Origin of the sequence: Streptomyces sp. NPDC005374 (assembly GCF_042872225.1) — a bacterium.
Taxonomy (GTDB): Bacteria; Actinomycetota; Actinomycetes; order Streptomycetales; family Streptomycetaceae; genus Streptomyces.
Genome location: NZ_JBIAKA010000008.1, coordinates 360813 through 385544, shown reverse-complemented (window position 1 = coordinate 385544; position 24732 = coordinate 360813). Strand labels below are relative to the sequence as shown.

The following is a 24732-nucleotide window of genomic DNA, read 5'->3' as shown; positions in this document are numbered from 1 at the left end:
TCGCTCGGGCGGCCGGGTGGTCGGGTCCGGCCGTCGGATGAGTGTGATCAACCTCCATGACCACAAGATCGGACGGATGAGTTGCCCCGGAGGATGTACGGGTTCTCGGACAGCGTGCGCGGACCGCTGTCGAGCCGGAGTCGAGCACGAGATATCTTGATGTCGAGCAATGTTGCAGACGTGGAGCGGAGCACCCGGTGACTGACTCGACCATCATCTATACGCACACTGACGAGGCCCCGGCCCTGGCGACGTATTCGTTCCTGCCGGTGGTCCAGGCGTACGCCTCGCAGGCGGGTGTCTCCGTGGAGACGCGGGACATCTCGCTGGCCGGCCGCCTCATCGCGGTGTTCCCGGAGTACCTCGCCGAGGACCAGCGGATCCCGGACGCCCTGCAGGAGCTGGGCGAACTGGCCAAGACGCCCGAGGCCAACATCATCAAGCTGCCGAACATCTCGGCGTCGATCCCGCAGCTCAAGGCCGCGGTCGCCGAGCTGCAGGCCCAGGGCTACGCGCTGCCGGACTACCCGGACGACCCGAAGACCGACGAGGAGCGGGACATCCAGGCCCGCTACGACAAGGTCAAGGGCTCCGCCGTGAACCCGGTCCTGCGTGAGGGCAACTCCGACCGCCGCGCCCCCGCCTCGGTCAAGAACTACGCCAAGACCCACCCGCACCGCATGGGTGCCTGGTCGGCCGACTCCAAGACCAACGTGGCGACGATGGGTGTCGACGACTTCCGCTCCACCGAGAAGTCCGTCGTGATCTCCGAGGCCGGCTCGCTGAAGATCGAGCTGGTCGGCGACGACGGCTCCACCAAGGTGCTGCGCGAGTCCGTACCGGTCCTCGAGGGTGAGGTCGTCGACGCCTCGGTGCTGCACGTGGCCCCGCTGCGGGAGTTCCTCACCGCGCAGATCGCCCGCGCCAAGGCCGAGGACGTGCTGTTCTCGGTGCACCTGAAGGCCACGATGATGAAGGTCTCCGACCCGATCATCTTCGGCCATGTGGTCCGCGCGTTCTTCCCGAAGACCTTCGCGCAGTACGGCCAGGCGCTCGCCGCGGCCGGCCTCACCCCGAACGACGGCCTGGGCGGCATCTACAAGGGCCTGGAGTCGCTGCCCGAGGGTGCCGAGATCAAGGCATCCTTCGACGCCGAGCTCGCCGAGGGCCCCGCCCTGGCGATGGTCGACTCCGACAAGGGCATCACCAACCTGCACGTGCCGTCCGACGTGATCGTCGACGCCTCGATGCCGGCCATGATCCGCACCTCGGGCCACATGTGGGGCCCGGACGGCCAGGAGGCGGACACCCTCGCGGTGCTGCCGGACTCCAGCTACGCGGGCGTGTACCAGGTCGTCGTCGACGACTGCCGGGCCAACGGCGCCTACGACCCCTCGACGATGGGCTCCGTGCCGAACGTCGGCCTCATGGCGCAGAAGGCCGAGGAGTACGGCTCGCACGACAAGACCTTCGAGATCCCGGTCACCGGCACGGTCCGCCTCGTCGACCAGGCCGGCAACGCGCTGATCGAGCAGGCGGTCTCCGCCGGTGACATCTTCCGCGCCTGCCAGACCAAGGACGCGCCGATCAGGGACTGGGTGAAGCTGGCCGTCACCCGCGCCCGCGCCACCGGGAACCCGGCCGTGTTCTGGCTGGACGAGACCCGCGCGCACGACGCCAACCTGATCGCCAAGGTCAACGCGTACCTGACCGAGCACGACACCGAGGGCCTGGACATCCGGATCCTCAACCCGGTCGAGGCGACCAAGCTGTCGGTGGAGCGCATCCGCCGCGGCGAGGACACCATCTCGGTGACCGGCAACGTCCTGCGCGACTACCTGACCGACCTCTTCCCCATCCTGGAGCTGGGCACCAGCGCCAAGATGCTGTCGGTCGTGCCGCTGATGGCGGGCGGCGGCCTCTTCGAGACGGGCGCCGGCGGCTCCGCGCCCAAGCACGTCCAGCAGCTCGTCAAGGAGGACTACCTGCGCTGGGACTCCCTCGGTGAGTTCTTCGCGCTGGTGCCGTCCCTTGAGCAGTACGCGACGGCCACGAACAACCCCAAGGCCAAGGTCCTCGCCGACACCCTGGACCGCGCCACGGCGACCTTCCTCAACGAGGACAAGTCCCCGACCCGTCGGGTCGGCGGCATCGACAACCGCGGCAGCCACTTCTTCCTCTCCCTGTACTGGGCGCAGGAGCTGGCCTCGCAGACCGACGACGCGGACCTGGCGAAGGCCTTCGCCCCGCTCGCAGAGACGCTCGCCGCCAACGAGCAGAAGATCGTCGACGAGCTGAACGCCGTCCAGGGCAAGCCGGCCGACATCGGCGGCTACTACCAGCCCGACCCGGCCAAGGCCGCGAAGGTCATGCGCCCCTCCACCACGTGGAACGAGGCGCTCGCGTCCCTGAGCTGACGCGACCAGCTGTGCGACACCGCCCCGGTCGGCCCGTGCCCGGCCGGGGCGGTGCGCGTCTCACCAGTCGCGGGGGGCGATCAGCTCCTCGACGTCCGCGTCCGCGAAGCCGTAGGCCCGGGACACGAACCAGAACTCCTCGGCCAGTTCCTCGCGGGCCACGGTCTCTATGTCGAAGTCCTCGTCCTGGAGGTCGTTGAACTCCTCTGTGGCCGCGTGGGTCAGGACGTACAGCGCGGCGAGGTCGGCGGGCCGCTCGGCCTCGATGCGCGCGCACAGGCGCAGCAGGATGTCCTTGCCCCGGTCCACCGCGTGGTCCGGGTAATAGGCGTCCTCGTAGAGCGCCTTGAGGAACGGGTGGGTGCTCACCTGCGTGTTGCTGAGGGTCATGCTGAGATGGTGCACCACGCCACTGACAACGCCCCGGGAGCGGCCGTATGCCCTCGTTCGACCTGCTGCCCGGTGCCGGAAGGTCGCCGGTGATCCTCCATGTGCCGCACTCGGCGCGGGAGATACCGGCCGAGGTGCGGGCTCGGATCGTGCTCGACGACTCCGCGCTGGAGCGGGAGCTCGACCACATCGTCGACGCGCATACGGCGGAGCTCGCCGAGGAGGCGGCCCAGCGGGCCCACCTGATGCCGTGGCGGTTCGTGAACCGGCTCTCGCGGCTGGTCGTCGACCCGGAGCGGTTTCCGGACGAGCGGGAGGAGATGCTCGCCGTGGGGATGGGCGCCGTGTACACGCGGACCACGCACCGGGAGGCGCTGCGGCCCGCGGACACCGACCCCGAGCCGCTGATCGCCCGATACTTCCGGCCGTACGCCCGGGCCATGGCCGAAGCCGTGGCCGAGCGGCTGGCCGTCACCGGGCGGGCCGTGATCATCGATGTGCACTCCTACCCCAGTGAGCCGCTCCCCTATGAGTTGCACGGTGACGGGTTCCGACCGCCCGTCTGCCTCGGCACCGACCCCTTCCACACTCCGCGCGAGCTGCTCGCCGCGGCCCGGGAGGTGTTCGGGGACGTGGGGCTGGACAGTCCGTTCAGCGGGACGTACGTACCGCTGGAGTTCTACGGCCGTGATCCCCGGGTGAGTGCCCTGATGGTGGAGATCCGGCGGGACACGTACATGACGGAACCCGGCGGGTCCGCAGGGCCGGGGCTGCACGGGCTCGCCGGCGCGCTGGCCGCTCTCGTGGACGCCCTCGCCTGACCTCCGCCTGGAGCACTCCCGCGCGACACGCGCCCGGGCGGCGGTGAGGGTGGGTGACATGACCGAGGAGACCACCACGCTGGCAGAGCAGGCGCCGCCCCCGGTGCGGGAGTGGCCCGCGCTCGACCTGACCGGGACCGAGTTCGACCCGGTGCTCGCGGAGCTGATGCGCGAGGGACCGCTCACCCGGATCCGGCTGCCGCACGGCGAGGGCTGGGCGTGGCTGGCCACCCGCTACGCCGACGTCAGGGCGATCACCAACGATCCGCGGTTCAGCCGCGCCGAGGTGACGGATCGTCAGGTGACCAGGCTGGCACCGCACTTCAAGCCCCGGCCGGGATCGCTCGCGTTCGCCGACCAGCCCGACCACAACCGGCTGCGCAAGCCGGTCGCCGGGGCGTTCACCGTGGCGGCGATGAAGCGGCTGCGGCCCCGGGCGCAGGAGATGCTCGACCTGCTCGTCGACGGTCTCGTCCAGGACGGGCCGCCCGCGGACCTCGTCGAGCGGGTCCTCGAACCCTTTCCGCTCTCCCTGGTCAGCGAGGTCATGGGGGTGCCCGCCGCCGATCGCGAGCGGGTGCACGGCTGGACCCGGCAGATCATCTCGACCTCCGGCGGGGCCGAGGCCGCCGAGAAGGCCAAGAACGGGCTGTACGGCTGGATCACGGACACCGTCCGGGCCCGCGCCGACAGCGGTGGCGACGACGTGTACTCCCTGCTCGGCGCCGCCGTGCGGCGGGGTGAGATCGGTGAGTCGGAGGCGGTCGGGCTCGCCGGGCCGCTCCAGATCGGCGGCGAGGCCGTCACCCACAACTGCGGTCAGATCCTGTACCTGTTGCTGACGCGGCCCGGGCTGATGGAACGCATGCGCCATCAGCCCGAGGCCCGCGCCGCCGCCCTCGACGAGCTGCTGCGGCACATCCCGCACCGCACCTCGGTAGGCCTCGCCCGCATTGCCCTGGAGGACGTCGACCTGCACGGACTCCGCATCCGTGCGGGTGACGCCGTGTACGTCTCCTACCTGGCCGCCAACCGCGACCCGGATGTCTTCCCCGACCCGGACCGCATCGACCCCGACCGGGACCCCAACCCGCATCTGTCCTTCGGCAACGGGGCCCACTACTGCACGGGCGCGGTGCTCGCCCGGCTCCAGACCGAGCTCCTGGTCGACACCCTGCTCGACCGGCTGCCGGAACTGCGGCTCGCGGTGTCGGCCGACGACGTCGTCTGGCGCCGGAGGACGATGATCCGCGGGCCGCAGACCCTGCCCGTCACCTGGTGAGCGGGCGCGGCCGGATCAGACGGTCAGCCAGTCGGTGACGATCACCTCGTCACCGGTCCTCAGCCGCAGGGCAAAGGGTCCTGCGGGGGCCGTCTCGTAGGTGAAGCGGCCCATGTCGTCGGTCGTGAGCGGGGAGCCCGCCTGCGGACCGGTGAGCACCTCGATGCGGGCCGAGCACGGCGGCAGCACCTGCCCCATCAGGCCATGCGCGGTGAGTTCGACGTCGACCGTCACCTCACCCGCGTGGAAGGTGAGCATCCGTGGCGCCCCCGTCGCTCCCCGCACGGGGAGGGCGTCCACCACCGAGTCGAAGGTCAGCTCGGCGATCCGGCTGTCCAGGTCGTGCAGCGCGAACGCCTCGACGGCGATCTGCCGCAGGGCGGGCGGTACGGGGTCCAGGATGGCCGCGGCCTGCCGCAGCTCCTCCTCCAGCAGATCGAGGGCGAACTCCTCGTCCGGCAGCGCCACTTCGCCGAAGTCGAGGACGTCGTCGTCGCCGAGGTCGTCGTTCATGTCGCTCATACCGCCCCCCGGGCTTCGAGTCGCGCCCGCAGCCGCCTCAGGCAGCGTTGGCGCAGTGGTCCGATGCTGCCCACCGCGATACCCAGGGCGGCGGACACCTCCTGGTAGCCGGGCTTCGGCGAGGCCATCAGGATGCGCAGCAACTGCCTGCAGCGGTCGCCGAGTTCCTCGAACTCCTGCCACAGGTGCCGAACGCGCTCGCTCTGGGCGGCGGCATCCTCGGAGTCGATGAAGGACTGCTCGGGCGTACGGTCCTCGCTGATCCGGTCCAGGAGATGCGGATCGTCCGTGACGGTCAGCCGCCTTAAGCTCTTGAGCACCTTCAGGCATTCGTGGCGGGCGGTGCTCGCCAGCCAGGACTTGGCCTTGTCGGGTTCCCTGATCCGCCCGAGGTGCTGGGCGAAGCGGAACCACACGGTCTGGTACACCTCGTGCGCGTCGGCGTCGGAGAGCCGGTGCGCGCGCACCACGGACCACACCAGTGGGCTCAGCCCCTCCACGAGCGCCTTCCAGGCCGCCGCGTCACCGTCGACGGCGGACTGGACCAGCGCACCGACATCTGCTCGGTCCACGGTCCCACCCCTCGTGTACGGAGGGTCATCGTACGCCGTGGAGGGAGCCACTCCGGCCGTCATGCGCCGACAGGACGCTGCACGACCGGCACCGGGTGCCAGCCGGCCGGCTTCAGCGCCGGTACGTGCGCCCCACGCACCTCGGCGAACTGTGTGGTGGCGGCGAGCAGTTGCTGCCGGGCGGTACGCGCGGCGGTCTCCTTGTTCGCGGTCATGTGGGCGGCGACCAGACCGGCGACGACCGGGGTCGCGAAGGAGGTGCCGCTCCAGTGGGCGTACCCCTCGAACATCACCTGGTCCGGCTTGACCGTGACGCCGTCCTCGCTCAACAGGCCGACGTGGGACGGGGACTGGCAGGTGCACACGTAGGTGAAGCCGAACCGGCAGGCCTCGTACGTGGAGTGCTGGTAGACGTAGGGCACGGGCGCGTCGAAGCCGGTCAGGGTACTGGTGAGGCGCTCGCCGGGCGCGAAGACCTTCACCCAGGGCCCGTGGTTGCTGAAGCAGGCGCCGAACTCGCCGTCGCCGCGCAGCGCGCCGACCGACAGCACCACGTCCTGGTACTCGGGCAGGTCGGCGTAGGCGGCGGGCCAGAACGGACTGGCGCTGGCGTTGTTGCCGGCCGCCGCGACCAACAGGGTGTCGTGGGCGCGCAGTTCCTGCATGAAGGCGTCCATGCCGAGCAGGCCGTCGGTGCGGCCGTTGGAGGTGCCCGCGGAGAGGCTGATGATGTCGGGCCAGCCGTCGGCGACGGCCTCGAAGAGCTTCTCGCCGAGCTCGGACTCCAGGATGGCGCCCGCGTCGTTGAGGGTGTTGCGGACGGTGATGTCGGTGTTGGGTGCGACGGCCGCGAGGACTCCGGCGATGAACGTGCCGTGGCCGACGTACTGGAGGAGGTTGCCGGCCCCGTCGGTCTCGGTGCCGTGCAGGTCGCCCTCGACGTGGGCGAGCAGCGGGACCAGGCCGTGGTCGTGGGTGAGGCCGTTGTCGACGACCAGGACCCCTACGGCGGTGTCGGCGTCGTAACCGGCTTCCGCGGGGGCCGGGTTGGTGCCCTGGCTGAGCGCGGCGGGCACGGGCTCGTCCCCGGGGCAGGAGTTGACCGCGATCGACACCACGTGGTTGCGGCTGACCAGTCGGCGTCCGGCGCGTCCCTCGCGCTCGCTCAGGGCGCGCAGGGCGTGGGTGACCGCGCGGTCGCCGCGCCGGTCGCCGTGGCCCGGGTCGCCGACCTTGATCCGGGTGATGCCCGAGCGGTTGGTCTCCGGGCTGTCCCTGCGCACGTGGTCGCCGGTCAGGCCGGTCGCCTCGGTGAAGTGGGTGCGCACGGTCTGTTCCACGAGTGCGGCGTCGTGGCCGTCGCGGGCGAGGACGACACCCTTCTCATAGATGAACTCCGAGGCGTCGTCGGGTCCCAGGGCGAGGGGGACGTCGGGCATGGAGCGCTGGATCTGGTCGAACTGCTCATGGAATCGCTGAGGGGCCATGGCGTTTCCTCCCACTGAGGCGGCGGTCGTCAGTCAGAGCCGAGGGGCCGGTGATTGATACAGCGCCAAACCGGTGTGGCCTGCCACCTGGGCCACTACCATCCATGGAGTGACAGCGGGAAGCGACACGGTTCTCGAACTGCTGCCGATGGTGTTCGCCGCCCCCAAACAGGCGCTGGCGAGGGCAGAGGAAGTACTCGGCTCGGATCCCTCACCGCTGCACGCCTCCGTCGCCCACCAGGTGATCGGCATCTGGCAGCGGGACTGGGGCGACATGCGGATCGCCCTGGACCATCTGCGCCGGGCCCGCGATCTCGCGGCGCGCTCGGAGTCGGCCGACCGGGAGGCGGACGTGCTGGCCGCGCTCGGGGTGGCACTGGTGCACGCGGGGCGGACGCGGCAGGGTCTCGCGGCGCTGGAGCGGGGTGTCGAGGTCAGCAGCGGCCACACCCGCGCGCGCGTCCTGTTCCGGCGGGCCTACGCGTCCTGGGTGCTCGGACATCACCGGGCGGCGCTGGAGGACGTACGGCGGGCGGTTCCGGTGTTGCGGCAGGCCGACGACGTGATCTGGACGGCGCGGGCGCTGACCCTGCGGGCCACTGTGCATCTGGCGCTCGGCGCGGTGGAGCGGGCGGACGCCGACTTCACGGCGGCGGAGGCACTGTGGGACACCACGGGCCAGGAGCACGACAAGGCCGACGCGGTGGAGAGCCGGGGGCTTGCCGCGTACCGGTCGGGGGACATTCCCGCCGCGCTGCGGCTGCTCGACGAGGCCCAGGAGCGGTACGCCAAGCTCGGCACACCGACGTTCATGCTCACCGTCCGGCGCTGCGAGGTCCTGATGGCCGCCGGGCTCGCCCCCGAGGCGCTCGCCGAGGCGGACGCGGCCGTCAGGACGCTGGACGGGATCGGCGGGCAGTCCACCCTCAAGGCGGAGCTGCTGCTCGCCGCCGCTCGGGCGGCCCGGCTCGCGGGCGACGCGCACACCGCGATCGCGCGCGCCGACATGGCCGTACGGCTGTTCGCGGGGCAGCGGCGGACCTGGTGGGAGACGCACGCGCGGCTGGTGCTGATCGAGGCGCGGGTCGCCGCCGGGCGCGGCTCGGGCCGGCTCGTCGCGGACGCGGCCGCGGTCGCCGACCGGCTGGCCTCGTTCGGGGCGCCCGCCGCCCCGGAGGCCTCGCTGCTCGCGGGCCGGATCGCGCTCGGCCTCGGTTGGCGGGAGGACGCCCAGCGGCATCTGGAGGTCGCCGCCCGCAGCCGGCACAGCGGGCCACCGCTGGCGCGGATGACGGGCTGGGCGGCGCGGGCGCTGTGGGCGCGGGCCGTGGGTTCCGACCGGGGGGTCCTCGAAGCCTGCCGCCGGGGCCTGGACGTGCTCGACGACCACCGTACGACGCTGGGCGCCTCGGAGTTGCGGGCGCGGGCCACCGCGCAGGGCGCGGAGCTCGCCGGTCTCGCGGCGCGGGCCTCGCTGACCTCGGGCGGTCCGCGGCGGCTGCTGGTGTGGAGCGAGCGCTGGCGGGCCACCGTGCTGTCCGCGCCGCCGACCCGCCCGCCGGCCGACCCCGAGCTGCTCAGCGAGCTGACGGCGTTCCGGGAGATCGCGGCCCGCGCGGAGGCGGCCCGGATGGAGGGGCGGCCGGTGCCGACGCTGGAGCGTGACCAGCGGCGCCTGGAACGGGAGATCCGCTCCCGCACCCTCCGCATCCGCGGCGACGCGCCGGGCGACGGCTACCGGTTCGACCCCGGCGGACTGCTGGAACGACTGGGTGACGACGTACGGCTGGTCGAACTCGCCGTGCTCGACGGGCGGGTTCAGGTGCTGCTGTGCGGACAGGGGCGGGTGCGGCGGTTCGAGGGCGGGCTGCTGGCCGACGCGGAACGCGAGGCGGAGCACGTCCAGGCGGGGTTGCGGCGGTTGGCGCACCCCGGGGCGGAGGCGCGGCTTCCGGTGGTGGAGGCGGCCGGGCGGCGCCTGGAGGAGCTGCTGCTCGGGCCGGCCGCGGACCGGTTGGGCGACGGGCCGGTCGTGGTGGTGCCGCCGGGACGGCTGCACCGGGTGCCGTGGGCGCTTCTTCCGGCGTTGCGGGAGCGGGTGTTCAGCGTGTCGCCGTCGTCGAGCAGCTGGCTGCGCGCCCGGGACACCGTGCCGCCGCCGGGCGCGGGACAGGTGCTGGTGCGCGGGCCGGGGCTCGCGACCGGCGGCGCCGAGGTGCCCGAACTCGCCGAACGGTACGGCTCCGCGACCGTCCTGGAGTACGACGAGGCCCGCGCGTCACGGGTGTTGGAGGAACTGGACGGGGCCGCACTGGCCCATATCGCCGCGCACGGCACGTTCCGCGCGGACAGCCCGCTGTTCTCCTCGCTGCGGATGGCCGACGGGCCGCTCATCGTCCACGACTTCGAGCGCCTGGACCGCAGCCCGTACCGGATCATCCTGTCCTGCTGCGACACGGCCCGGTTCGCCTCGGTCGGCGCGGACGAACTGCTCGGCCTGGTCACCGCGCTGCTGCCGCTCGGCACGGCGGGTGTGGTCGCGTGCAGTGCGCCGGTCAACGACGAGGCGGTGGTGCCGTTGATGCTCGCGCTGCACGAGGGGCTCGGCTCGGGGCTGTCGATGGCGGAGGCGCTGCGTGACGCGCGGGCCGCGCTGCCGGGGGACTCGGTGCATCGGGCGACGGGGTGGGCGTTCTCGGCGTTCGGGGCGGCGTGATCCGTGCGGCGTGCGTGTCGCGGGAGGGGTCGGTGATGTGTGGGGCGGCCTGACCCCTCCCCCGAATACTGGGGGTCAGACCGCCCCGGTCCGGTGTGCGGCTCAGGCCGGCTGTGCCTCGGGCAGCTCCAGCAGACACGGCAGCGCGTCGCGGTCGCTCGCGCCGAGGCGGGCGTACGCGCCGTAGAGGTGGTTGCCGACGGTGCGGATCGACAGGGTGAGCTTCTCCGCGATCTGGCGGTTGCTCAGTCCGGCGGCGGCGAGGGTGACGATCTGCCGCTGGCGGGCGGTGAGTTCGCCGAGGACCAGCCCGGACAGGGCCGGGGTGCGGGCGCCCTGGCAGCGGCGGGCCAGGGCGACGGCGCGGGTGCGTGAGGTGCGGGCCGCGCTCGGGTCGCGGTGCGCCCCTGCCGCGTGGGCGTACGCCTCGGCCGCGAAGAGCAGGAAACCGCGCTCCTCCAGCGCCTGTGCGGCGCGGTCGAGAGCGGGGCCGTCACCACGGGCGAGCGCCTCGGCGTGCTCGGCGAAGACACCGGTCAGCCGGCCGACGGCCCGGTCTGGCCTGCCGAGTCGGACGGCGTCGTACGGCTCCTCGGTGACCGTGTCGAGCGCCGCGCCGAGATCACCACGCGCGGCGGCCCGCCAGGCGGCCGCCGAACCGCCCGCGATCTCGCGGGAGTTGGCCGCGCCGCCGGACGGGGTCGGGCCGCCGGCAGGTCGGGGGGAACCGGAGTTGCGTGTGGGCGAGGCCGATTGGGAGGTACCGGAGTCGGTGGTGGGCCGAGGGAGTTGGGTGTGTCCGTGATCGCTCACGGCACCGTTGTGACCGGGTTCGGGCGAGCAAGCGGGAAGTCGACGGTGACCGAACCGCCCCCCGCCTGCGTGATCGACCGCCACGGTGGAGAAGGAGTCGCCGGAGCCGACCTGGGATGTGCCGGGCCGGTCATTCCCGGGCCCGACCGAGGATGTGGCGGGTCGGTCGTCGGCGGAGCCGGCCGGCGTCGCCGCGAGTTCCGTGTCTCCCGACTGGGCCGCGGCCAGGGTGAGTTCGAGGCGGCAGGCCGGGTCGTCGGTGGCGGTCCGCAGTCCCTGCCTCGCCCAGGCCGCGGCCTCCCGCAGTTCCCCCCGCAGACGCGCGAACCGTGCTCGCACGGCGGCGTGCCGGGCCGGGATGCCAGCGCCCTCGTCCAGGAGCCACTCCCCCACCGGCGCCGGAACGGCCCGCACATCCTTCGCGCCGATCGCCCGGGCCAGCATGGCCGTCTCGGCCTCCAGGGCGGCCGCGCAGCTGTCCGGGGTGCGGGCCAGGCGCCGGGCCCGAAGGCGTCCGGCGGCCGCTCGCAGCGCCGGGCCATGGAGGGGGTGGGCGAGGCGTGCGGTGCCGTGCTCGTCGACGTCCACCAGGCCGTCGGCCTCCAGGCCTTCGAGGGCGTGCAGATCCAGGCTGTCGGCGTGCGGCGGCAGCGGTTCACCGAAGGCCAGGCGCTCCAGGGTCTCCCGCTCGCCGGGAGCGGTGCGGCCGAGGAGGTGCGCGGTGCGTTCGCGCACGGTCGCGGTGACCGGCACCGGACCCCGCCACTCCCACTCCGCCGAGTCCGGGACACGGTCCAGCAGGCCCTGCTCGCGCACCGCGCCCACCAGTTCGCGCAGCAGCCGCAGATCACCCTGGCACAGGCGGTGGAGCCGGTTCACGGTGAGGGCGTCGAGGCGGCCCGCTCCGGCCGCGAGCAGGTGCGCGGTCTCCTCACGGGGCAGCGGCTCCAGGGCGAGGCGCGGCAGGAGCTCGCCGGTCCACAACCGCTTGACAGCGCCGGGCGTCCGCGCTCCGTCGGTGGCGACGACCAGGAGACGGGTACGGCCGTGCACGGCGAGCTGGTGGACGAGGGCCGCCGAGGCGTCGTCCAGGAGATGGGCGTCGTCGACGAGCAGAAGGCGTACGCCTGAGAGGAGTTGGACCGCGCGATGCAGGGACACCGTGTCGGGCAGGAGGTGTGCGAAGGCGGCGAACGGGAGCCCGCGGGACTCGGGCGTCCCGGTCACCCTGGCGCAGTCGGTGCCGCGCACGGCCTCCGTGACGAGCCGGGTCTTGCCCCGTCCGGCGGGACCGGTCACCACGATGCCGTGCCGCCCCCCGGCCACGGATCCGCGGACCAGCGCGAGTTCGTCCTCCCGGCCGGCGAAGGGCCAGGGCAGCTCCAGGGTCTTCGGGTCCCGTTCGTAGGTCGTCACGGAAGCAAGAGCACCGCTACTCAGTCCTGATACACGGGGACTTGAGTAGCCCCCGACTCAGGCGCCCCGAGACGCCCGACGGCACGCTGAACCCCATGACCGCACGCTACTGCTCCCTCGCGCAGCAGTCGGCTCCGGTGTTCGCCCCGGGGCTGGCCGCCGAGCGGCTGAGTGCGCTCGTCGGCGGAAGCCGGATGTGGGTCAACGGCACGGTCCTGCACTACTGCTTCTTCGACGGCGACACCGACGGGTCGGTCATTCCTGTTCCGGGGACCGGGCAGTCCCGGCAGGTGTCGTGGGTCGGTGCCAAGGAGCAGCGGGACGTGGTGCGCGAGTGTTTCAAGGAGTGGCAGGACCTCGGTATCGGAGTGAGGTTCACCGAGGTCGGTGACCGCTCGGAGGCGGAACTGCGTATCGGTTTCCAACTGGGCGACGGCTCCTGGTCGACCGTGGGCAGGGACGCTCTCCAGGTGGGTCTGAACGAGCGCACGATGAACTTCGGTTGGGACCTGACCGCGCCGGGGGAGCGCGGGACGGCCCTGCACGAGATCGGGCACGCGCTCGGCATGCTGCACGAGCACCAGAGTCCGTTCGCCGGTATCCACTGGGACGACGAGGCCGTCTACGCCGATCTGGCGGGCCCGCCGAACTTCTGGAGCCGGGACCGGACGTTCTTCAACATCCTGCGCAAGCTCGGCCCGGACGAGGTCAACGGCTCCGTCTGGGACCCGCAGTCCGTCATGGAGTACCCGTTCGAGGCGGGGCTGATCCTGGAGCCCGAGCAGTTCCGCGCGGGCCTCAACCCGCCCGGCACCCTGTCCGGCGCCGACAAGGAGTACGTCCTGCGCTGGTATCCGCCGACCGGGTCGGCCCGGCCGTCGGCGCTGGTGCCCTTCCGGTCCGCGCCGCTCGGGCTCGGTCCGGGCGAGCAGGCCGACTTCACCGTGGAACCGCCGGAGACCCGCGAGTACACCGTGGGCACCTTCGGCGACAGCGACACCGTCGTGGTGGTCTTCGAGGAGCGGGACGGGGAAGCCCGCTACCTCACCGGCCGGGACGACGGAGGCACTCCGCACAACGCAACGATCAGGGCCCGTCTCGTCAAGGGCCGCCGATACTTCGTCCGTGTGCGCCTGTACTCCGCGTGGGGTTCGGGGGAAACCGCGGTCATGTGCTGGTGACAGCACATACGGGCCGCACACGGGCGAGGCTGGACCACCTGTCCGGCGCCGGGGGAATGGCCGGTGTTCGTCACCTTCGGGGGAGGGAGACGAACACCGGCCACACGGCGTTCACCCCCGTTCGGTACCCGCGCCGGCCCGGTCGTAGAGTCACCCGCAAAGGCCACGATCTGCGGGGAGACAGCACGTGATCACTGGATACGTCATCGGCGAGAGCCTCCGGACCGGTGCGGTGTTCGAGCCGCGCGGGCTGCGGTTGCGGAAGGTCAGCAGGGTCGGGGTCGACGCGGTGGCCGGCGGGCAGCCGGCCGTGTGGACGCTGGTCGAGTGGGAGTCGGACGGCGAGGACATCGGTGCCCTCGCGGACGCGCTGGCCGACGCGTTGGAGCCGGACCTCGGCTGGTACGCCGATTTCACCGCCGGGGACGAGCGGGTGGTGGTCTTCGCCGGGAAGGTGTTCCGCTATCGGCGCGGCGACGAGGCGGGTCGCGCCGAAGCGGTGGCGTACGGACGGTCGGTGGGGACGCCCGAGCATCAGCTCGACTGGGAGGAGTGACCCCGCTTCCGCCATTCCCTGGCGAGGAGTTCGTAGGAACGGACCCGGTCTCGGTGGTCGTGGGTGATGGTGGTGATGAGCAACTCGTCGGCGCCCGTGGCCTCTTGGAGCTGTTCCAGTTGGTCGGCGACCTGAGCGGGCGAGCCGACGAACTGGGTGTCGACGCGGTCCTGGACGAGGGCCCGGTCCTCGTCGGTCCAGGTGTGGGCGCGGGCCTCCTGCGGGGTGGGGAACGCGATGGCGCCCTCGGCGGTGCGGATGCTGCGCACCCAGGCGCCGTAGCCGGTGGCGAGTTCGCGGGCGGTGTCGTCGTCCTCGGCCACGACGATGTCGGCGGAGACGCTGACGTACGGCTTGTCGAGGATGGCGGAGGGCTTGAAGGCGGCACGGTAGCCCTCGGCGGCCTCCAGGACGGTGCCGGGACTGACGTGGTAGTTCGCCGTGAAGCGCAGTCCGCGGGCGCCCGCGACCTCAGCGCTCTCGCCGCCGCTGCTGCCGAGGATCCACACCTCGACGTCGGCGCCCTCACCCGGCACCACGTGCGCCTCGACGCCCTCCGGGGAGCGGTAGGTGCCGGCGAGCAGGGCGAGGACGTCGTCGATCTGCTCGGCGTAGTCCTGCGACTCGGCGCCCGGCAGCAGGAGCAGCTTGCGCTGGAGGGCGATGCGGGGCGAGCCGAGCAGGTACGCGAAGGAGAAGCGGGGCGGGATGCGCAGGCCGTTCGGGGTGCGGCCGTCGACGACCGGAGTCGCGTCGGGGAGCGGGGCCTTGGGCGCGCCCGGCGGGCGGCCGCCGGAACGTCCGAGGCCCAGGTCGAGCCGGCCGGGGTGCAGGGCGTCGAGGAGACCGAACTCCTCGACCGTGCTCAGCGCGGTGCGGTGGCCGAGCTGTACCGCGCCGGAGCCGAGCCGGATCGTCGAGGTGGCGGACGCGGTCAGGGCGAGGACGACCGCGGGGGAGGTACCCGCGACGCCGGGGTTGAGGTGGTGCTCGGCGAACCAGTAACGGGCGTAGCCGAGGCGTTCGGCCTGCTGGGCGAGGTCGATGGAGTTGCGCAGGGCGTCGGCGGCGGTGGATCCGGAGGAGATCGGCACCAGGTCGAGGACGCCGAGGGGGATGTCAGGCATGGGCCGGCTCCTCCAGTCCGGGGTTCTGCGGTCGGGGGCTCTGCGGTCCGAGGTTTCGCGGTCCGGGGTTCTGCGGTGGTGGCTCGTCCGCCGCGGGCCGGTTCCCCACCGGCCCCCAGGAGAAGGGCGGGTCGGGGATGTCGCGGCGCAGCACGGGGGCGACCTCGGACTGGAACAGTTCCAGCGAGTCGCGGTGCTGAAGGTCCGTCAGTCCGCTTGCGTCCGCGTGCAGATGGGTCACGGTGTGGCCGAACTGTTCGTGGTAGCGGTGCACCTTGTCGATGATCTGCTGCGGGCTGCCGATCAGGGCGGAGCTTCGCTCGACGAAGTCCTCCAGCGTCTCGAAGACGACGGGGAGGCCCGCCTTCTCGTAGAAGGCGAGGTTGGCCTCGAAGACCGGCCGGTAGGCGTCGAGTGCCTCCTGGGAGGTGCGGGTCACCAGGAGCCCCGCCGTGCCGGCGCCGACGGTGATGCCGGCGGGGTCGTGGCCGTAGAACTCCCAGCGCTCGCGGTAGTGGCGGATCAACTCGGCATACGGCTCTATGGGGTTGGTGACGTTGGCCGAGAACAGCGGGTCCCCGTAGCGGGCCGCCAGGTCCACCGACTCCTTGCTGGTGGCGCTGCCGTGCCAGACCCGGACCGGACGCTGGTACGGCCGCGGCCACACCTCGGCGTCCTTCAGCGAGGGCCGGAAGCGGGTCCGAGCGGTGACCTTGTCCTGGCGCCAGATCTGCCGGAACACCTCGTAGCTCTCGGCGTTGCGGTCCCACTGGTCGTCGGGCGTGACCTGGAACAGGTCACGCTGGGCGGCGCCGTTGCCCTTGCCGATGATGAGGTCGAGGCGGCCCTCGGAGAGATGGTCGAGGGTGGCGTAGTCCTCGTAGGCACGCACCGGGTCGAGGAGGCTCAGGGTGGTGACCGCGGTGAAGAGGCGGATGCGCTTGGTCAGGGCGGCGATGTGACTGAGGACGACGGTCGGCGAGGAGGAGATGAACGGCCGTTCGTGCCGCTCCCCCACGCCGAAGCCGTCGAAGCCCAACTCCTCGGCGAGCACGGCGTTGTCGAGCACCTCGTGGAAGCGGTCGTGCGTCGATTTCTGAACGCCCGTGACCGGATCGGGGCGGTGCACGATCAGCGTGATCGCGAGGAACTTCACGATGCCGCCCGCTGCTCGCCCCGGAGGTCGTCCGGGTGGGCCAGGCCGAGCTGGTGGCGCAGGGTCGGGCCCTCGTACTCGGTGCGGAAGACGCCCTGTTCCTGGAGGAGCGGGACGACCTTGTCGGCGAAGTCGTCGAGTCCGGTGGGGGTGATGTGCGGGACGAGGATGAAGCCGTCGCTCGCGTCGGCCTGTACGTACTCGTTGATCGTGCGGGCTATCGTCTCCGGCGAGCCGACGAAGTTCTGTCGGTTGCCCGTGTTGATGACCAGGTCGCGGATGGACCAGTTGTTGGCGGCGGCCAGTTCACGCCATTCGCGGGCGGTGGCCAGCGGGTCCCGGTACATGCGGACCTGGGCGCGGCCCTTGGAGATGTGGTTGTCGCTGACGTCCGGGTCGATGTCGGGCAGCGGCCCCTCGGGGTCGTACGACGACAGGTCCCGGTTCCAGACGAACTCCAGGTGCTTGAGGGCGGTGGCCCCGCTGACCTGCTGGCGTCGGACGATCCTCGCCAGTTCCTCGGCCTCGGCGTCGGTGTCCGCGAGCGCGAAGGAAGCGGCGGGCAGGATCAGCAACTGGTCGTGGCGGCGGCCGTACTTGGCGAGGCGGTTCTTGACGTCGGTGTAGAAGGCCTGGCCCTCCTCGAGGGTGGCGTACCGGCTGAAGATCGCGTCGGCACCGGAGGCGGCGAACTCGCGGCCCTCCTCGGAGTCACCGGCCTGGAAGATCACCGGGCGGCCCTGCGGTGAGCGCGGGACGTTGAACTGGCCGTGGATGTCGAAGTGCCGACCGGTGTGGACGAAGGAGCCGGCCTTCGCGTCCCGCAGGAACACCCCGGACGCCTGGTCGGCGAGGATCTCGTCGCCCTGCCAGGAGTCGAAGAGTTCGTGTGTCGTCGCGAGGAACTCCTTGGCGCGGGAGTAGCGCTCGTCCTGCGGGAGGAAGCCACCGCGGCGGAAGTTCTCACCGGTGAAGGCGTCCCAGGAGGTGACGACGTTCCACGCGGAGCGGCCGCCGGAGAGGTGGTCGAGGCTGGCGAACTGGCGGGCCACCTCGTAGGGCTCGTTGAAGGTGGAGTTGATGGTGCCGGTCAGGCCGAGGTGCTCGGTGACGGCGGCGAGCGCGGCGAGGATCGTGAAGGTGTCCGGGCGGCCCACGACGTCCAGGTCGTAGATCTTCCCGCCCTGTTCACGCAGGCGCAGGCCCTCGGCGAGGAACAGGAAGTCGAACTTGGCGCGTTCCGCGGTCCGCGCGAAGTGCGCGAAGGAGCTGAACTCGATGTGGCTGCCGGCCTCGGGGTCGCTCCACACGGTGGTGTTGTTGACGCCGGGGAAGTGGGCGGCCAGGTGGATCTGCTTCAGCGGCTTACTCATGGTCTGCGGTCCATTCCTACGACTCGGAGGGCCAGTGGCCCAATGGCTCAGTGGACTACTGGCTCAGCGGACGACTGGCTCAGCCACTCAATGGCCCAGTGGCTGGCCCACTGATTCAGTGGGCCAGTGGCTCAGCCACTCAATGGCCCAGTGGCCCAGTGGCTCAGGCGGTGGCGTAACGGTTGGCGGGGCGGGCGAGGCCCAGGAGACCGCGCAGGGTGTCGGCCTCGTACGCGGTGCGGAAGGCGCCCCGGCGCTGGAGTTCGGGGACCAGACCTCGGGTGATCGCCGGGAGGTCGTGGCCGAGGACCGCGGGCCGCAGCCGGAAGCCGCTGAGTCCGGCCGCCTGGAACTCGCCGAGCAGATCGGCGAGTTGGGCCGGAGTGCCGGTGAAGATACGGGCGTCGCTGCGGTACTGCTCCCCCGCGAGCGTGTCGAGGCGGTCCCTGCGCGCGGCGGCCTCGGCCGGGTCGTCGTCGAGGAAGACCACCAGGTCACCGAAGATGTGCAGGGGTTCGCCGGCACGACCGGCCGTTGCCTGCTCGGCGCGGATCTCGGCGACGATCGCGCGGGCCTGGTCGGTGTCGTGCGGGGTGATGTAGCCGACGTCGGCCTGGCGGGCGATGAGCCGGTAGGGGACGCTCTGGTGGCCGAGGGCGGTGACGAGGGGCTGCCCCTGCGGCGGACGGGGTGTGATGGAGGGGCCCTTGACGCTGAAGTGCTTGCCCTCGAAGTCGATGTAGTGCAGCTTGTCCCGGTCGACGAAGCGGCCGGTGGCGGCGTCGCGGATCTCGGCGTCGTCCTCCCAGCTGTCCCAGAGGCGGCGTATGGCCTCCACGTGGTCGGCGGCCTCGTCGAAGAGGTCGGTGACGACCGGGCTGTCGTAGTCCTCGATCGGGGGGATGGTGCGGCGGCCGAAGTGCGCGGCCTCGTTCGGGCGCGCGGTGATCTGGACGCGCAGCCCGGCCCGGCCGGTGCTGACATAGTCGAGGGTCGCGATGGCCTTGGAGATGTGGAAGGGCTCCGTGTGGGTGACCACCGCGGTCGGGACCAGGCCGATGTGCCGGGTGAGCGGGGCGATGCGGGAGGCGATGAGCACGGCGTCGAGGCGGCCGCGGACCTGGTCGGTGCGTTCGTCCGGCTCGAAGAAGTGGGAGGACTGCGGGCCGAGGCCGTCCTCGATGGTGACGAAGTCGAGCAGGCCGCGCTCGGCCTCGGCGACCAGATCGGCCCAGTATCCGGCGGTGAGCAGCTCACCGGGCCGGGCCACCGGCTCGCGCCAGGAGGCGGGGTGCCAGCCGGTGCCGTCAAGGGCGACGGCGAGATGCAGGGAAGAAGAAGGGGACACGAGTGGGTGCCTTCCTGGAAGTCCGTACGAGAGGGCCGGCCCTCGGGTGGGCGGGGCACGGCTGCTGGGGCAGGTGACGGTTCAGGAACAACAGAGCGCGGCGGACACACGCTGGAGATCGATGTGGGGCCGGGAGTGGAGGTGGGCGGAGCGCAGGGTGCGGAGCACGCCCGTCACCTCCTCCTTCTGGGCGCACGACAGCGCCCGGCGGATCTCGTCGTGAGTCACAACGCCGTACCGTCGCGGGATGTTCCTGGGCTGCGGACCAGGAGGACCGGCGAGCGGCGGCGCAGGGTGAAGCCGAGGGACTCGTAGAGCCGGATCGCGTTCGTGTTGTCCGCGGCCGCGTGCAGGAACGGCGTGTCGCCGCGCTCCCGGATGCCCGCGGCGACCGCGCGGACCAGCCGGGTGGCCAGGCCCCGGCCGCGGTGGGCCGGGTCGGTGCAGACGGCGCTGATCTCGGTCCAGCCGGGCGGCCGCAGCCGCTCGCCCGCGAGGGCGATCAGGCGTCCCTCGTCGCGGATGCCGAGGTAGGTGCCGAGTGCGATGGTCCGTCGGAGGAAGGGGCCAGGTCTGGTGCGGGCGACCAGGTCCAGGATCTCGGGCACGTCGTCGGGGCCGAGCCGTACCGCCTCGGGGGCCGGTTCGGCGCGCAGCGCGGTGTCGACGAGCTGCACGCCCACTCCCCCGCCGACGATCTCCCAGCCTTCGGGGACCGTGTCGACGGGCTTGATCCGTACGGTGGTTCCCGGGCCGACGAGTGTGTGCAGGTCGGCCCACGCGGCAGGGTCACCGGGATCGTCGAGCGCGGCGAAGGCGTAGACGTCGTTCGGGTAGCGGGCGGCGCGGCCGACACGTTCGGCGAGGTGGGCGTGCGGGCCGTCGAGGGCGGCCCATACGGCGTTGTCGAGGACGGTGGTGTCGAGGACGGTGGTGTCGGGTGCGGTGTCCCCCAAGGGGGCTCCGCCGCTGCGGACTTCGGTCTGCTGAACCACTGAGGCGGAGTCCCCTTCTCGATGGACGTGCGGGTCGGCCGGGCTGTTCGGCGGGGAGTCAGGAGTTGTCGAGCGGCAGCCCGGGCGGGTTGACCTCCGACTTGGTGACGGCGTCGTTGGAGAGGTTCCACGCGGCGAGCCACTTGGCGTACTGGCCGTTGTCGATCAGGTAGTTGATCGCGTCGGCGAGGGGCTTGGCGAGGCCGCTGTCCTTCTTCGCGGTCGCGGCGATCAGGCCCTGGAGTGTTTCTCCGGCACCGGAGAACTGACCGGCGATCTTGGTCGGGCTGGGCGTGCTCGCGGTCTGGGTCGCGTGGTAGGAGAGGTTCGGGCTGGGGCCGAAGTAGGCGTCGATCTTGCCGCTGTTGAGGGCGAGATAGAGGCTGGCACTGTCCTGGAAGTACTTGATGGTCAGCTTCTTGCCCTCTTTCTTCAGCTTGCTCTGCCACTCCAGCAGGATCCGCTCCTGGTTGGTGCCGGCGCCGACCGAGACGGTCTGGCCCGCGAGCGCCTCGTAGTCGCCGTCGAAGCTCCACTTCGCGCTCTTGAGCGTCTCGAAGGCGAGGTCGTCCTTGCGGTAGGAGGCGAACTCGTACTTCTTCTTGCGTTCCTCGGTGTCGGTGATGTTGGAGAAGCCGACGTTCACCTTGCCGCTGTCGATGCCGACGAAGAGGTTCTCCCAGGTGAACTGCTTGACCTCGGGCTTGAGGCCGAGGACGGCGGCGACCAGGCGGGCCAGGTCGGGCTCGGAGCCGGTGACGGTCTTCTGGTCGCTGCCTATGTAGCCGAGTGGCGGGGCGCCGGAGGGGAGGGTGCCGGAGCCGATGACGAGCTTGCCGCTCTTCTTGACCGCGTCGGGCAGTTCGGCGCTGATGGACTTGACCTCGGCGACCTTGAGGGCGGTCTCCTTGGCGGCACCGTTGGAAATCTGGCCCACGGTGACCGTGCCGGCGCTGTCGGTCGTCCGGGTGGCGGCGTCGCTGTCACCGCCGCAGGCGGCGAGCCCGCCGGCAAGGGTGGCGACGGCGGTCGCCGCGGTGATGCCGCGTATCAGACTGCGCCGGGAGGGGTGAAGGGGCATGGCTGTCCTTAGGAGTTGGGCCGAAAGGGATGATGGGGGCGAACGGGGTTCAGAGGACCTTGCTCAGGAAGTCCCGGGTCCTCTCGTGCCGTGGCTTGTCGAGGACCTCGGAGGGCGGGCCCTGCTCGACGATGCGGCCGCCGTCGATGAAGACGACCCGGTCGGCGATCTCGCGGGCGAAGCCGATCTCGTGGGTGACGATGACGAGAGTGGTGCCGCTGGTCGCCAGGTCCTTGATGACGGCGAGGACCTCACCGACGAGTTCGGGGTCGAGGGCGGAGGTCGGCTCGTCGAAGAGGATCACACCGGGGCGCAGGGCGAGGGCCCGGGCGATGGCCACGCGTTGCTGCTGGCCGCCCGACAACTGGCGCGGGTAGGCGGTGGCCTTGTCGGCGAGGCCGACCCTGTCGAGGAGTTCGCGGGCCAGTTCCTGGGCCGCCGCCTTGGTGAGCTTCCCGGTCGCCACGGGGGCGGCTGCCACGTTGTCGAGCACGGTCAGGTGCGGGAAGAGGTTGAAGTTCTGGAAGACGAATCCGATGCGGCTGCGCTGGGTCAGTATCGCGCGCTCGCTGAGCTCCTTGAGGCGGTCGCCCTGCCGACGGACGCCGATCAGCTCGTCGTTGACGCTGACGTGGCCGATCTCCGGTTTCTCCAGGTGGTTGATGACCCGCAGCAGGGTGGACTTCCCGGAGCCGGACGGGCCGATGATCACGGTGACCTCGCCGGGGCGCACGGTGAGGTCGACGCCGTCCAGGACGCGGTGGGCGCCGTACCACTTGTGCACGCCGTGCACTTCGAGCGCGACGGGCGTGATGTCGGTGACGGTCATACGGCGGTCTCCCTGCGGATGCGGGCCCCGAGACCGGTGACGGCGGCCCGCAGTTTCTGGAGCGGGGTCGGTGGCAGGGAGCGCGTGGCGCCCCGGGCGTAGTACCGCTCGACGTAGAACTGGACGACGGAGACGGCGCTGGTCAGGATCAGGTACCAGACGGTGGCCACCAGCAGCAGCGGCACGATGTCGCCGGGGTAGGTGGAGCCCATGGACTGCACGGTGCCGAACAGGTCGAGCAGGGAGACGTAGAAGACCAGCGAGGTGCTCTTGATGAGGCCGATGAGCTGGTTGACGTAGTTCGGGGTGATGGAGCGCAGCGCCTGCGGGAAGACGATCCTGCGGAACTGGTAGCCCTTGGGCAGGCCGAGCGCGGCGGCCGCTTCGTGCTGGCCCTGGTCGACGGAGAGGATGCCGCCGCGGACGACTTCGGCCGCGTACGCCGCCTCGTTGAGGCTGAGGCCGATCACCGCGATGACCATGTCGGTGGCGAGCCGGGACTCGTCGAAGGTGAAGAAGGCCGGCCCGAAGGGGACGCCGACGCTCAACGTCCGGTACAGGGCGGAGAAGTTGTAGAGGAACAGCAGGAGCACGATCAGGGGGATCGAGCGCAGCGCCCAGACGTAGGTCCAGCTCACCGCCCGCAGCACCGGGCTCCTGGAGAGCCTGGCCAGAGCGAGCAGGACTCCGCCCAGGAGCCCCAACACCGCGCTGTAGGCGGTGACTTCGAGGGTGATGAGGAGCCCGTCGAGGACGGTCGGCCGCAGGAACCAGTAGCCGAACCGGTCCCACTGGTAGAAGGGGTTGGTCGCCAGACCGTGGACGAACTGCGCCGCCAGGACCAGGACGACGGCGGTGGCGATCCAGCGTCCCGGCCGCCGGAGCGGCAGAACCCGCTGTGCGGCGAGTGGTTGTGACGGGGTGTCGGCTTGCGGCGGTGCCTCGGTGACGGACACGGCGGCGCCTGGGGGCTCACTCATGAGGGGCTCCGGCGGAGTCGGTGTTCCCCGGGGGCACGGCGGGCTCTGCGTACTACGGCGGTAGGACGCGAACGCACGGGCACCGGGGCTGGGCGGGTGACGGCACACCGCGAGCGCGGCGTTCGTCAGGAACGCGGGGGCTGGAGAGGAGAAACGTCAGCCCCGACAGCGGGCACGGCCCGGTGCGGTACACAGTGCGCTGCTGACGCGGAGCAGATCGACGCTCCGGTCGGCCACGAGCACGTCGGTGTACGGCTGTACGCAGCTCTGGGCGCGGCGCGGGGCCGTCCTGGAGGCTGCGTACATGTCCGTCACCGTGTTCTTCCGGCCCCTTGGGCCCTCGCGCTTACCGAAAAGTGATCCGGTCCGGTCGTCACCTGGGGCACCCCACCGCGGAGCGAGGGTTGCCGGTCAGCAAGCCAGGGCTTGTCGCTGACACTCATGACCGTTCTGAGCCGTAGTTAAGACAAATGCCCGAAGGAATGTCAATACCGGTCCAACAGGTGAAACAGGTCCATCAGTTGAAAGGTCAGGACGTGCGGCCGGTGTGCGACGCCCAGTCCAGGATCTGCACGGCGGCTCCGGCGGCCTCCAGGCCCTGGCAGTGGGCGTGGTGCCGGCGGGCGATGCCGTCGAGGTCGAGGTGGGTGCCGAAGGCCGGGTGTGCGGCGAGGCGGCGCGCGTAGGCCCACAGGGTCGGGTGGTCGGCGATGCGCTGCACCGCGGCGGCGTCCAGGTGGTCGCGGTGCACGGTGTCGAGTTGGACCAGGGTGACCCACAACTCGACGTCGGCGGCGGTGACGTGATCCCGGATCAGGTACTTGCGTCCGATGAGCCAGCGCTCCAACGAGCTCAGGGAGTCCAGCAGTTGCTCCAGCGCGGCGGCACGCTCGGCCTCGTCGCCGCCCGCGGACCCGGCGTGCTGGGCGGACCGCTCGATGCCGGCGCACATCCGCTCGACGGCCTCGGTCTCCGACTCCGCCCCGCACGGGTACAACGCCGGCCGGCCGGCGCCGAAGTGCTGGGCGAGGTCGCGGGTGATGTCGGCGGCGTGGGTGCTGACGATCCGCCCCGACCAGGCGTCGCTGAGCACCGGCGCGACGGCCGCGCCGGTGTACCGGTGCGCACTGGCCTCGTAGAGCGGGCGCAACGCGGAGTGCCCGCCGTCGGGACAGTCGGGGACCGGGTCGAGGAAGGTCACGGGACAGACGTCGTCGAGACCGAGCAGACTGTGCACGACGGCGATGCGCAGGCCGTCGGCGCAGGCCGCGGCCACATGGAGCCGGTAGCGGAGCGGCACGGCGTAGTGCCCACTGCGCGCGTCCTGGCCGATCCGGCCGCGAAACGCGGGGGCCGGGTGGGTGGTGGGGACGTGGGCGAGCGGTGTGACGGTCATGAGTCTCCCCGGGATGTCGGTGCGCAGACGTACGCGCGGCGGAAGCGTCGTCGGGCGGGAACAGGCAGCCGTCCCTGTGCGCGACGGCAAGGGCGTGCGGTCCGGGTACGGAACGGTGGGAGCGGCCGGGCTCAGCCCAGGGGCCTGATCGCGCTGCAGACCCGCTGCAGATCGATGTGCCGGCGGGAGGTCAGAAGAGGCGACGGCCGAGACGTACGGCTCACTCGGCCGACGGCCGGTTCAAGGCGCCCCATGTTTCCCTACCTGTTCACTA

General features: G+C 71.6%; 22 protein-coding genes and 1 riboswitch. Of the genes, 6 read left to right on the top strand and 16 right to left on the bottom strand.

All coding sequences use genetic code 11. The annotated features are described in order from the left end of the window. Window positions 1–197: 197 nt before the first annotated feature. On the top strand, window positions 198–2417 hold the full coding sequence (locus ACFYRX_RS22620) for an NADP-dependent isocitrate dehydrogenase (RefSeq protein WP_389102453.1): 2220 nt from the start codon (window positions 198–200) through the stop codon (window positions 2415–2417). Window positions 2418–2477: 60 nt separating this feature from the next. Here the strand turns inward: ACFYRX_RS22620 and ACFYRX_RS22615 are convergent, their stop codons facing one another. Continuing rightward, the gene (locus ACFYRX_RS22615; protein WP_389102450.1) at window positions 2478–2807 is read right to left on the bottom strand and encodes a DUF5713 family protein; all 330 of its coding nucleotides are present in this window, start codon (window positions 2805–2807) and stop codon (window positions 2478–2480) included. Window positions 2808–2854: 47 nt separating this feature from the next. Here ACFYRX_RS22615 and ACFYRX_RS22610 point away from each other — a divergent pair, with 47 nt between their 5' ends. Then, window positions 2855–3628 (top strand): N-formylglutamate amidohydrolase, encoded by a 774-nt coding sequence (locus tag ACFYRX_RS22610; RefSeq protein ID WP_389102447.1) that lies wholly within the window; start codon window positions 2855–2857, stop codon window positions 3626–3628. 58 nt (window positions 3629–3686) lie between these two features. Next, entirely contained in the window at window positions 3687–4910 is a 1224-nt protein-coding gene (locus ACFYRX_RS22605; RefSeq protein ID WP_389102444.1) for a cytochrome P450, read from the top strand. A 15-nt stretch (window positions 4911–4925) separates the two neighbouring features. Here ACFYRX_RS22605 and ACFYRX_RS22600 read toward each other — a convergent pair whose 3' ends face one another. From ACFYRX_RS22600 to ACFYRX_RS22590, 3 genes are read right to left on the bottom strand one after another with little or no spacing between them, the layout of a single operon-like run. Then, entirely contained in the window at window positions 4926–5423 is a 498-nt protein-coding gene (locus tag ACFYRX_RS22600) for a hypothetical protein (RefSeq protein WP_389102737.1), read from the bottom strand. Between the two features lie 5 nt (window positions 5424–5428). Beyond that, window positions 5429–6004: an RNA polymerase sigma factor gene (locus tag ACFYRX_RS22595; RefSeq protein ID WP_389102441.1), complete on the bottom strand. Its 576-nt coding sequence runs from the start codon at window positions 6002–6004 to the stop codon at window positions 5429–5431. Window positions 6005–6063: 59 nt separating this feature from the next. Continuing rightward, the gene (locus tag ACFYRX_RS22590; protein WP_389102438.1) at window positions 6064–7491 is read right to left on the bottom strand and encodes a S8/S53 family peptidase; all 1428 of its coding nucleotides are present in this window, start codon (window positions 7489–7491) and stop codon (window positions 6064–6066) included. A 148-nt stretch (window positions 7492–7639) separates the two neighbouring features. Between ACFYRX_RS22590 and ACFYRX_RS22585 the strand changes: the two genes are divergently transcribed. Further along, the gene (locus ACFYRX_RS22585; RefSeq protein WP_389102734.1) at window positions 7640–10207 is read left to right on the top strand and encodes a CHAT domain-containing protein; all 2568 of its coding nucleotides are present in this window, start codon (window positions 7640–7642) and stop codon (window positions 10205–10207) included. 102 nt (window positions 10208–10309) lie between these two features. Here ACFYRX_RS22585 and ACFYRX_RS22580 read toward each other — a convergent pair whose 3' ends face one another. Beyond that, the gene (locus ACFYRX_RS22580) at window positions 10310–12436 is read right to left on the bottom strand and encodes a LuxR C-terminal-related transcriptional regulator (RefSeq protein WP_389102435.1); all 2127 of its coding nucleotides are present in this window, start codon (window positions 12434–12436) and stop codon (window positions 10310–10312) included. A 95-nt stretch (window positions 12437–12531) separates the two neighbouring features. Here ACFYRX_RS22580 and ACFYRX_RS22575 point away from each other — a divergent pair, with 95 nt between their 5' ends. Beyond that, window positions 12532–13617 (top strand): M12 family metallopeptidase, encoded by a 1086-nt coding sequence (locus ACFYRX_RS22575; RefSeq protein WP_389102434.1) that lies wholly within the window; start codon window positions 12532–12534, stop codon window positions 13615–13617. 187 nt (window positions 13618–13804) lie between these two features. Further along, window positions 13805–14173 (top strand): hypothetical protein, encoded by a 369-nt coding sequence (locus tag ACFYRX_RS22570; RefSeq protein WP_389102432.1) that lies wholly within the window; start codon window positions 13805–13807, stop codon window positions 14171–14173. On the opposite strand, the gene ACFYRX_RS22565 is transcribed toward ACFYRX_RS22570, so the two are convergent. The 11 genes from ACFYRX_RS22565 to ACFYRX_RS22515 form a co-directional block, all read right to left on the bottom strand. Continuing rightward, complete coding sequence (locus tag ACFYRX_RS22565; RefSeq protein WP_389102429.1) at window positions 14152–15300, bottom strand: LLM class flavin-dependent oxidoreductase; 1149 nt, start codon at window positions 15298–15300, stop codon at window positions 14152–14154. The two genes, ACFYRX_RS22570 and ACFYRX_RS22565, sit on opposite strands and share 22 nt — an antisense overlap. After that, window positions 15293–16456, bottom strand: coding sequence for an LLM class flavin-dependent oxidoreductase (locus ACFYRX_RS22560; RefSeq protein WP_389102427.1), 1164 nt, complete (start codon window positions 16454–16456; stop codon window positions 15293–15295). The genes ACFYRX_RS22565 and ACFYRX_RS22560 overlap by 8 nt, the downstream gene beginning before the upstream one ends. Continuing rightward, window positions 16453–17829 (bottom strand): NtaA/DmoA family FMN-dependent monooxygenase, encoded by a 1377-nt coding sequence (locus ACFYRX_RS22555; RefSeq protein ID WP_389102424.1) that lies wholly within the window; start codon window positions 17827–17829, stop codon window positions 16453–16455. The genes ACFYRX_RS22560 and ACFYRX_RS22555 overlap by 4 nt, the downstream gene beginning before the upstream one ends. 163 nt (window positions 17830–17992) lie before the next feature. Further along, a complete protein-coding gene (locus ACFYRX_RS22550) occupies window positions 17993–19177 on the bottom strand; it encodes an LLM class flavin-dependent oxidoreductase (RefSeq protein WP_389102422.1) in 1185 nt (394 codons plus the stop codon). Between the two features lie 81 nt (window positions 19178–19258). After that, the gene (locus tag ACFYRX_RS22545; RefSeq protein ID WP_389102420.1) at window positions 19259–19405 is read right to left on the bottom strand and encodes a putative leader peptide; all 147 of its coding nucleotides are present in this window, start codon (window positions 19403–19405) and stop codon (window positions 19259–19261) included. Next, a complete protein-coding gene (locus tag ACFYRX_RS22540) occupies window positions 19402–20133 on the bottom strand; it encodes a GNAT family N-acetyltransferase (RefSeq protein WP_389102417.1) in 732 nt (243 codons plus the stop codon). Before ACFYRX_RS22540 ends, ACFYRX_RS22545 begins: the two co-directional genes overlap by 4 nt. A gap of 97 nt (window positions 20134–20230) precedes the next feature. Further along, window positions 20231–21253: a transporter substrate-binding domain-containing protein gene (locus ACFYRX_RS22535; protein ID WP_389102414.1), complete on the bottom strand. Its 1023-nt coding sequence runs from the start codon at window positions 21251–21253 to the stop codon at window positions 20231–20233. Between the two features lie 49 nt (window positions 21254–21302). Further along, entirely contained in the window at window positions 21303–22082 is a 780-nt protein-coding gene (locus ACFYRX_RS22530) for an amino acid ABC transporter ATP-binding protein (protein WP_389102411.1), read from the bottom strand. Further along, a complete protein-coding gene (locus tag ACFYRX_RS22525) occupies window positions 22079–23062 on the bottom strand; it encodes an amino acid ABC transporter permease (RefSeq protein WP_389102408.1) in 984 nt (327 codons plus the stop codon). The genes ACFYRX_RS22530 and ACFYRX_RS22525 overlap by 4 nt, the downstream gene beginning before the upstream one ends. Before the next feature lie 337 nt (window positions 23063–23399). After that, a riboswitch (SAM riboswitch) is annotated at window positions 23400–23509 on the bottom strand. Window positions 23510–23591: 82 nt separating this feature from the next. Next, window positions 23592–24458 (bottom strand): glutathione S-transferase C-terminal domain-containing protein, encoded by an 867-nt coding sequence (locus tag ACFYRX_RS22520; RefSeq protein WP_389102405.1) that lies wholly within the window; start codon window positions 24456–24458, stop codon window positions 23592–23594. Window positions 24459–24589: 131 nt separating this feature from the next. Then, the gene (locus tag ACFYRX_RS22515) at window positions 24590–24712 is read right to left on the bottom strand and encodes a putative leader peptide (protein WP_389102403.1); all 123 of its coding nucleotides are present in this window, start codon (window positions 24710–24712) and stop codon (window positions 24590–24592) included. Between the last annotated feature and the right edge of the window lie 20 nt (window positions 24713–24732).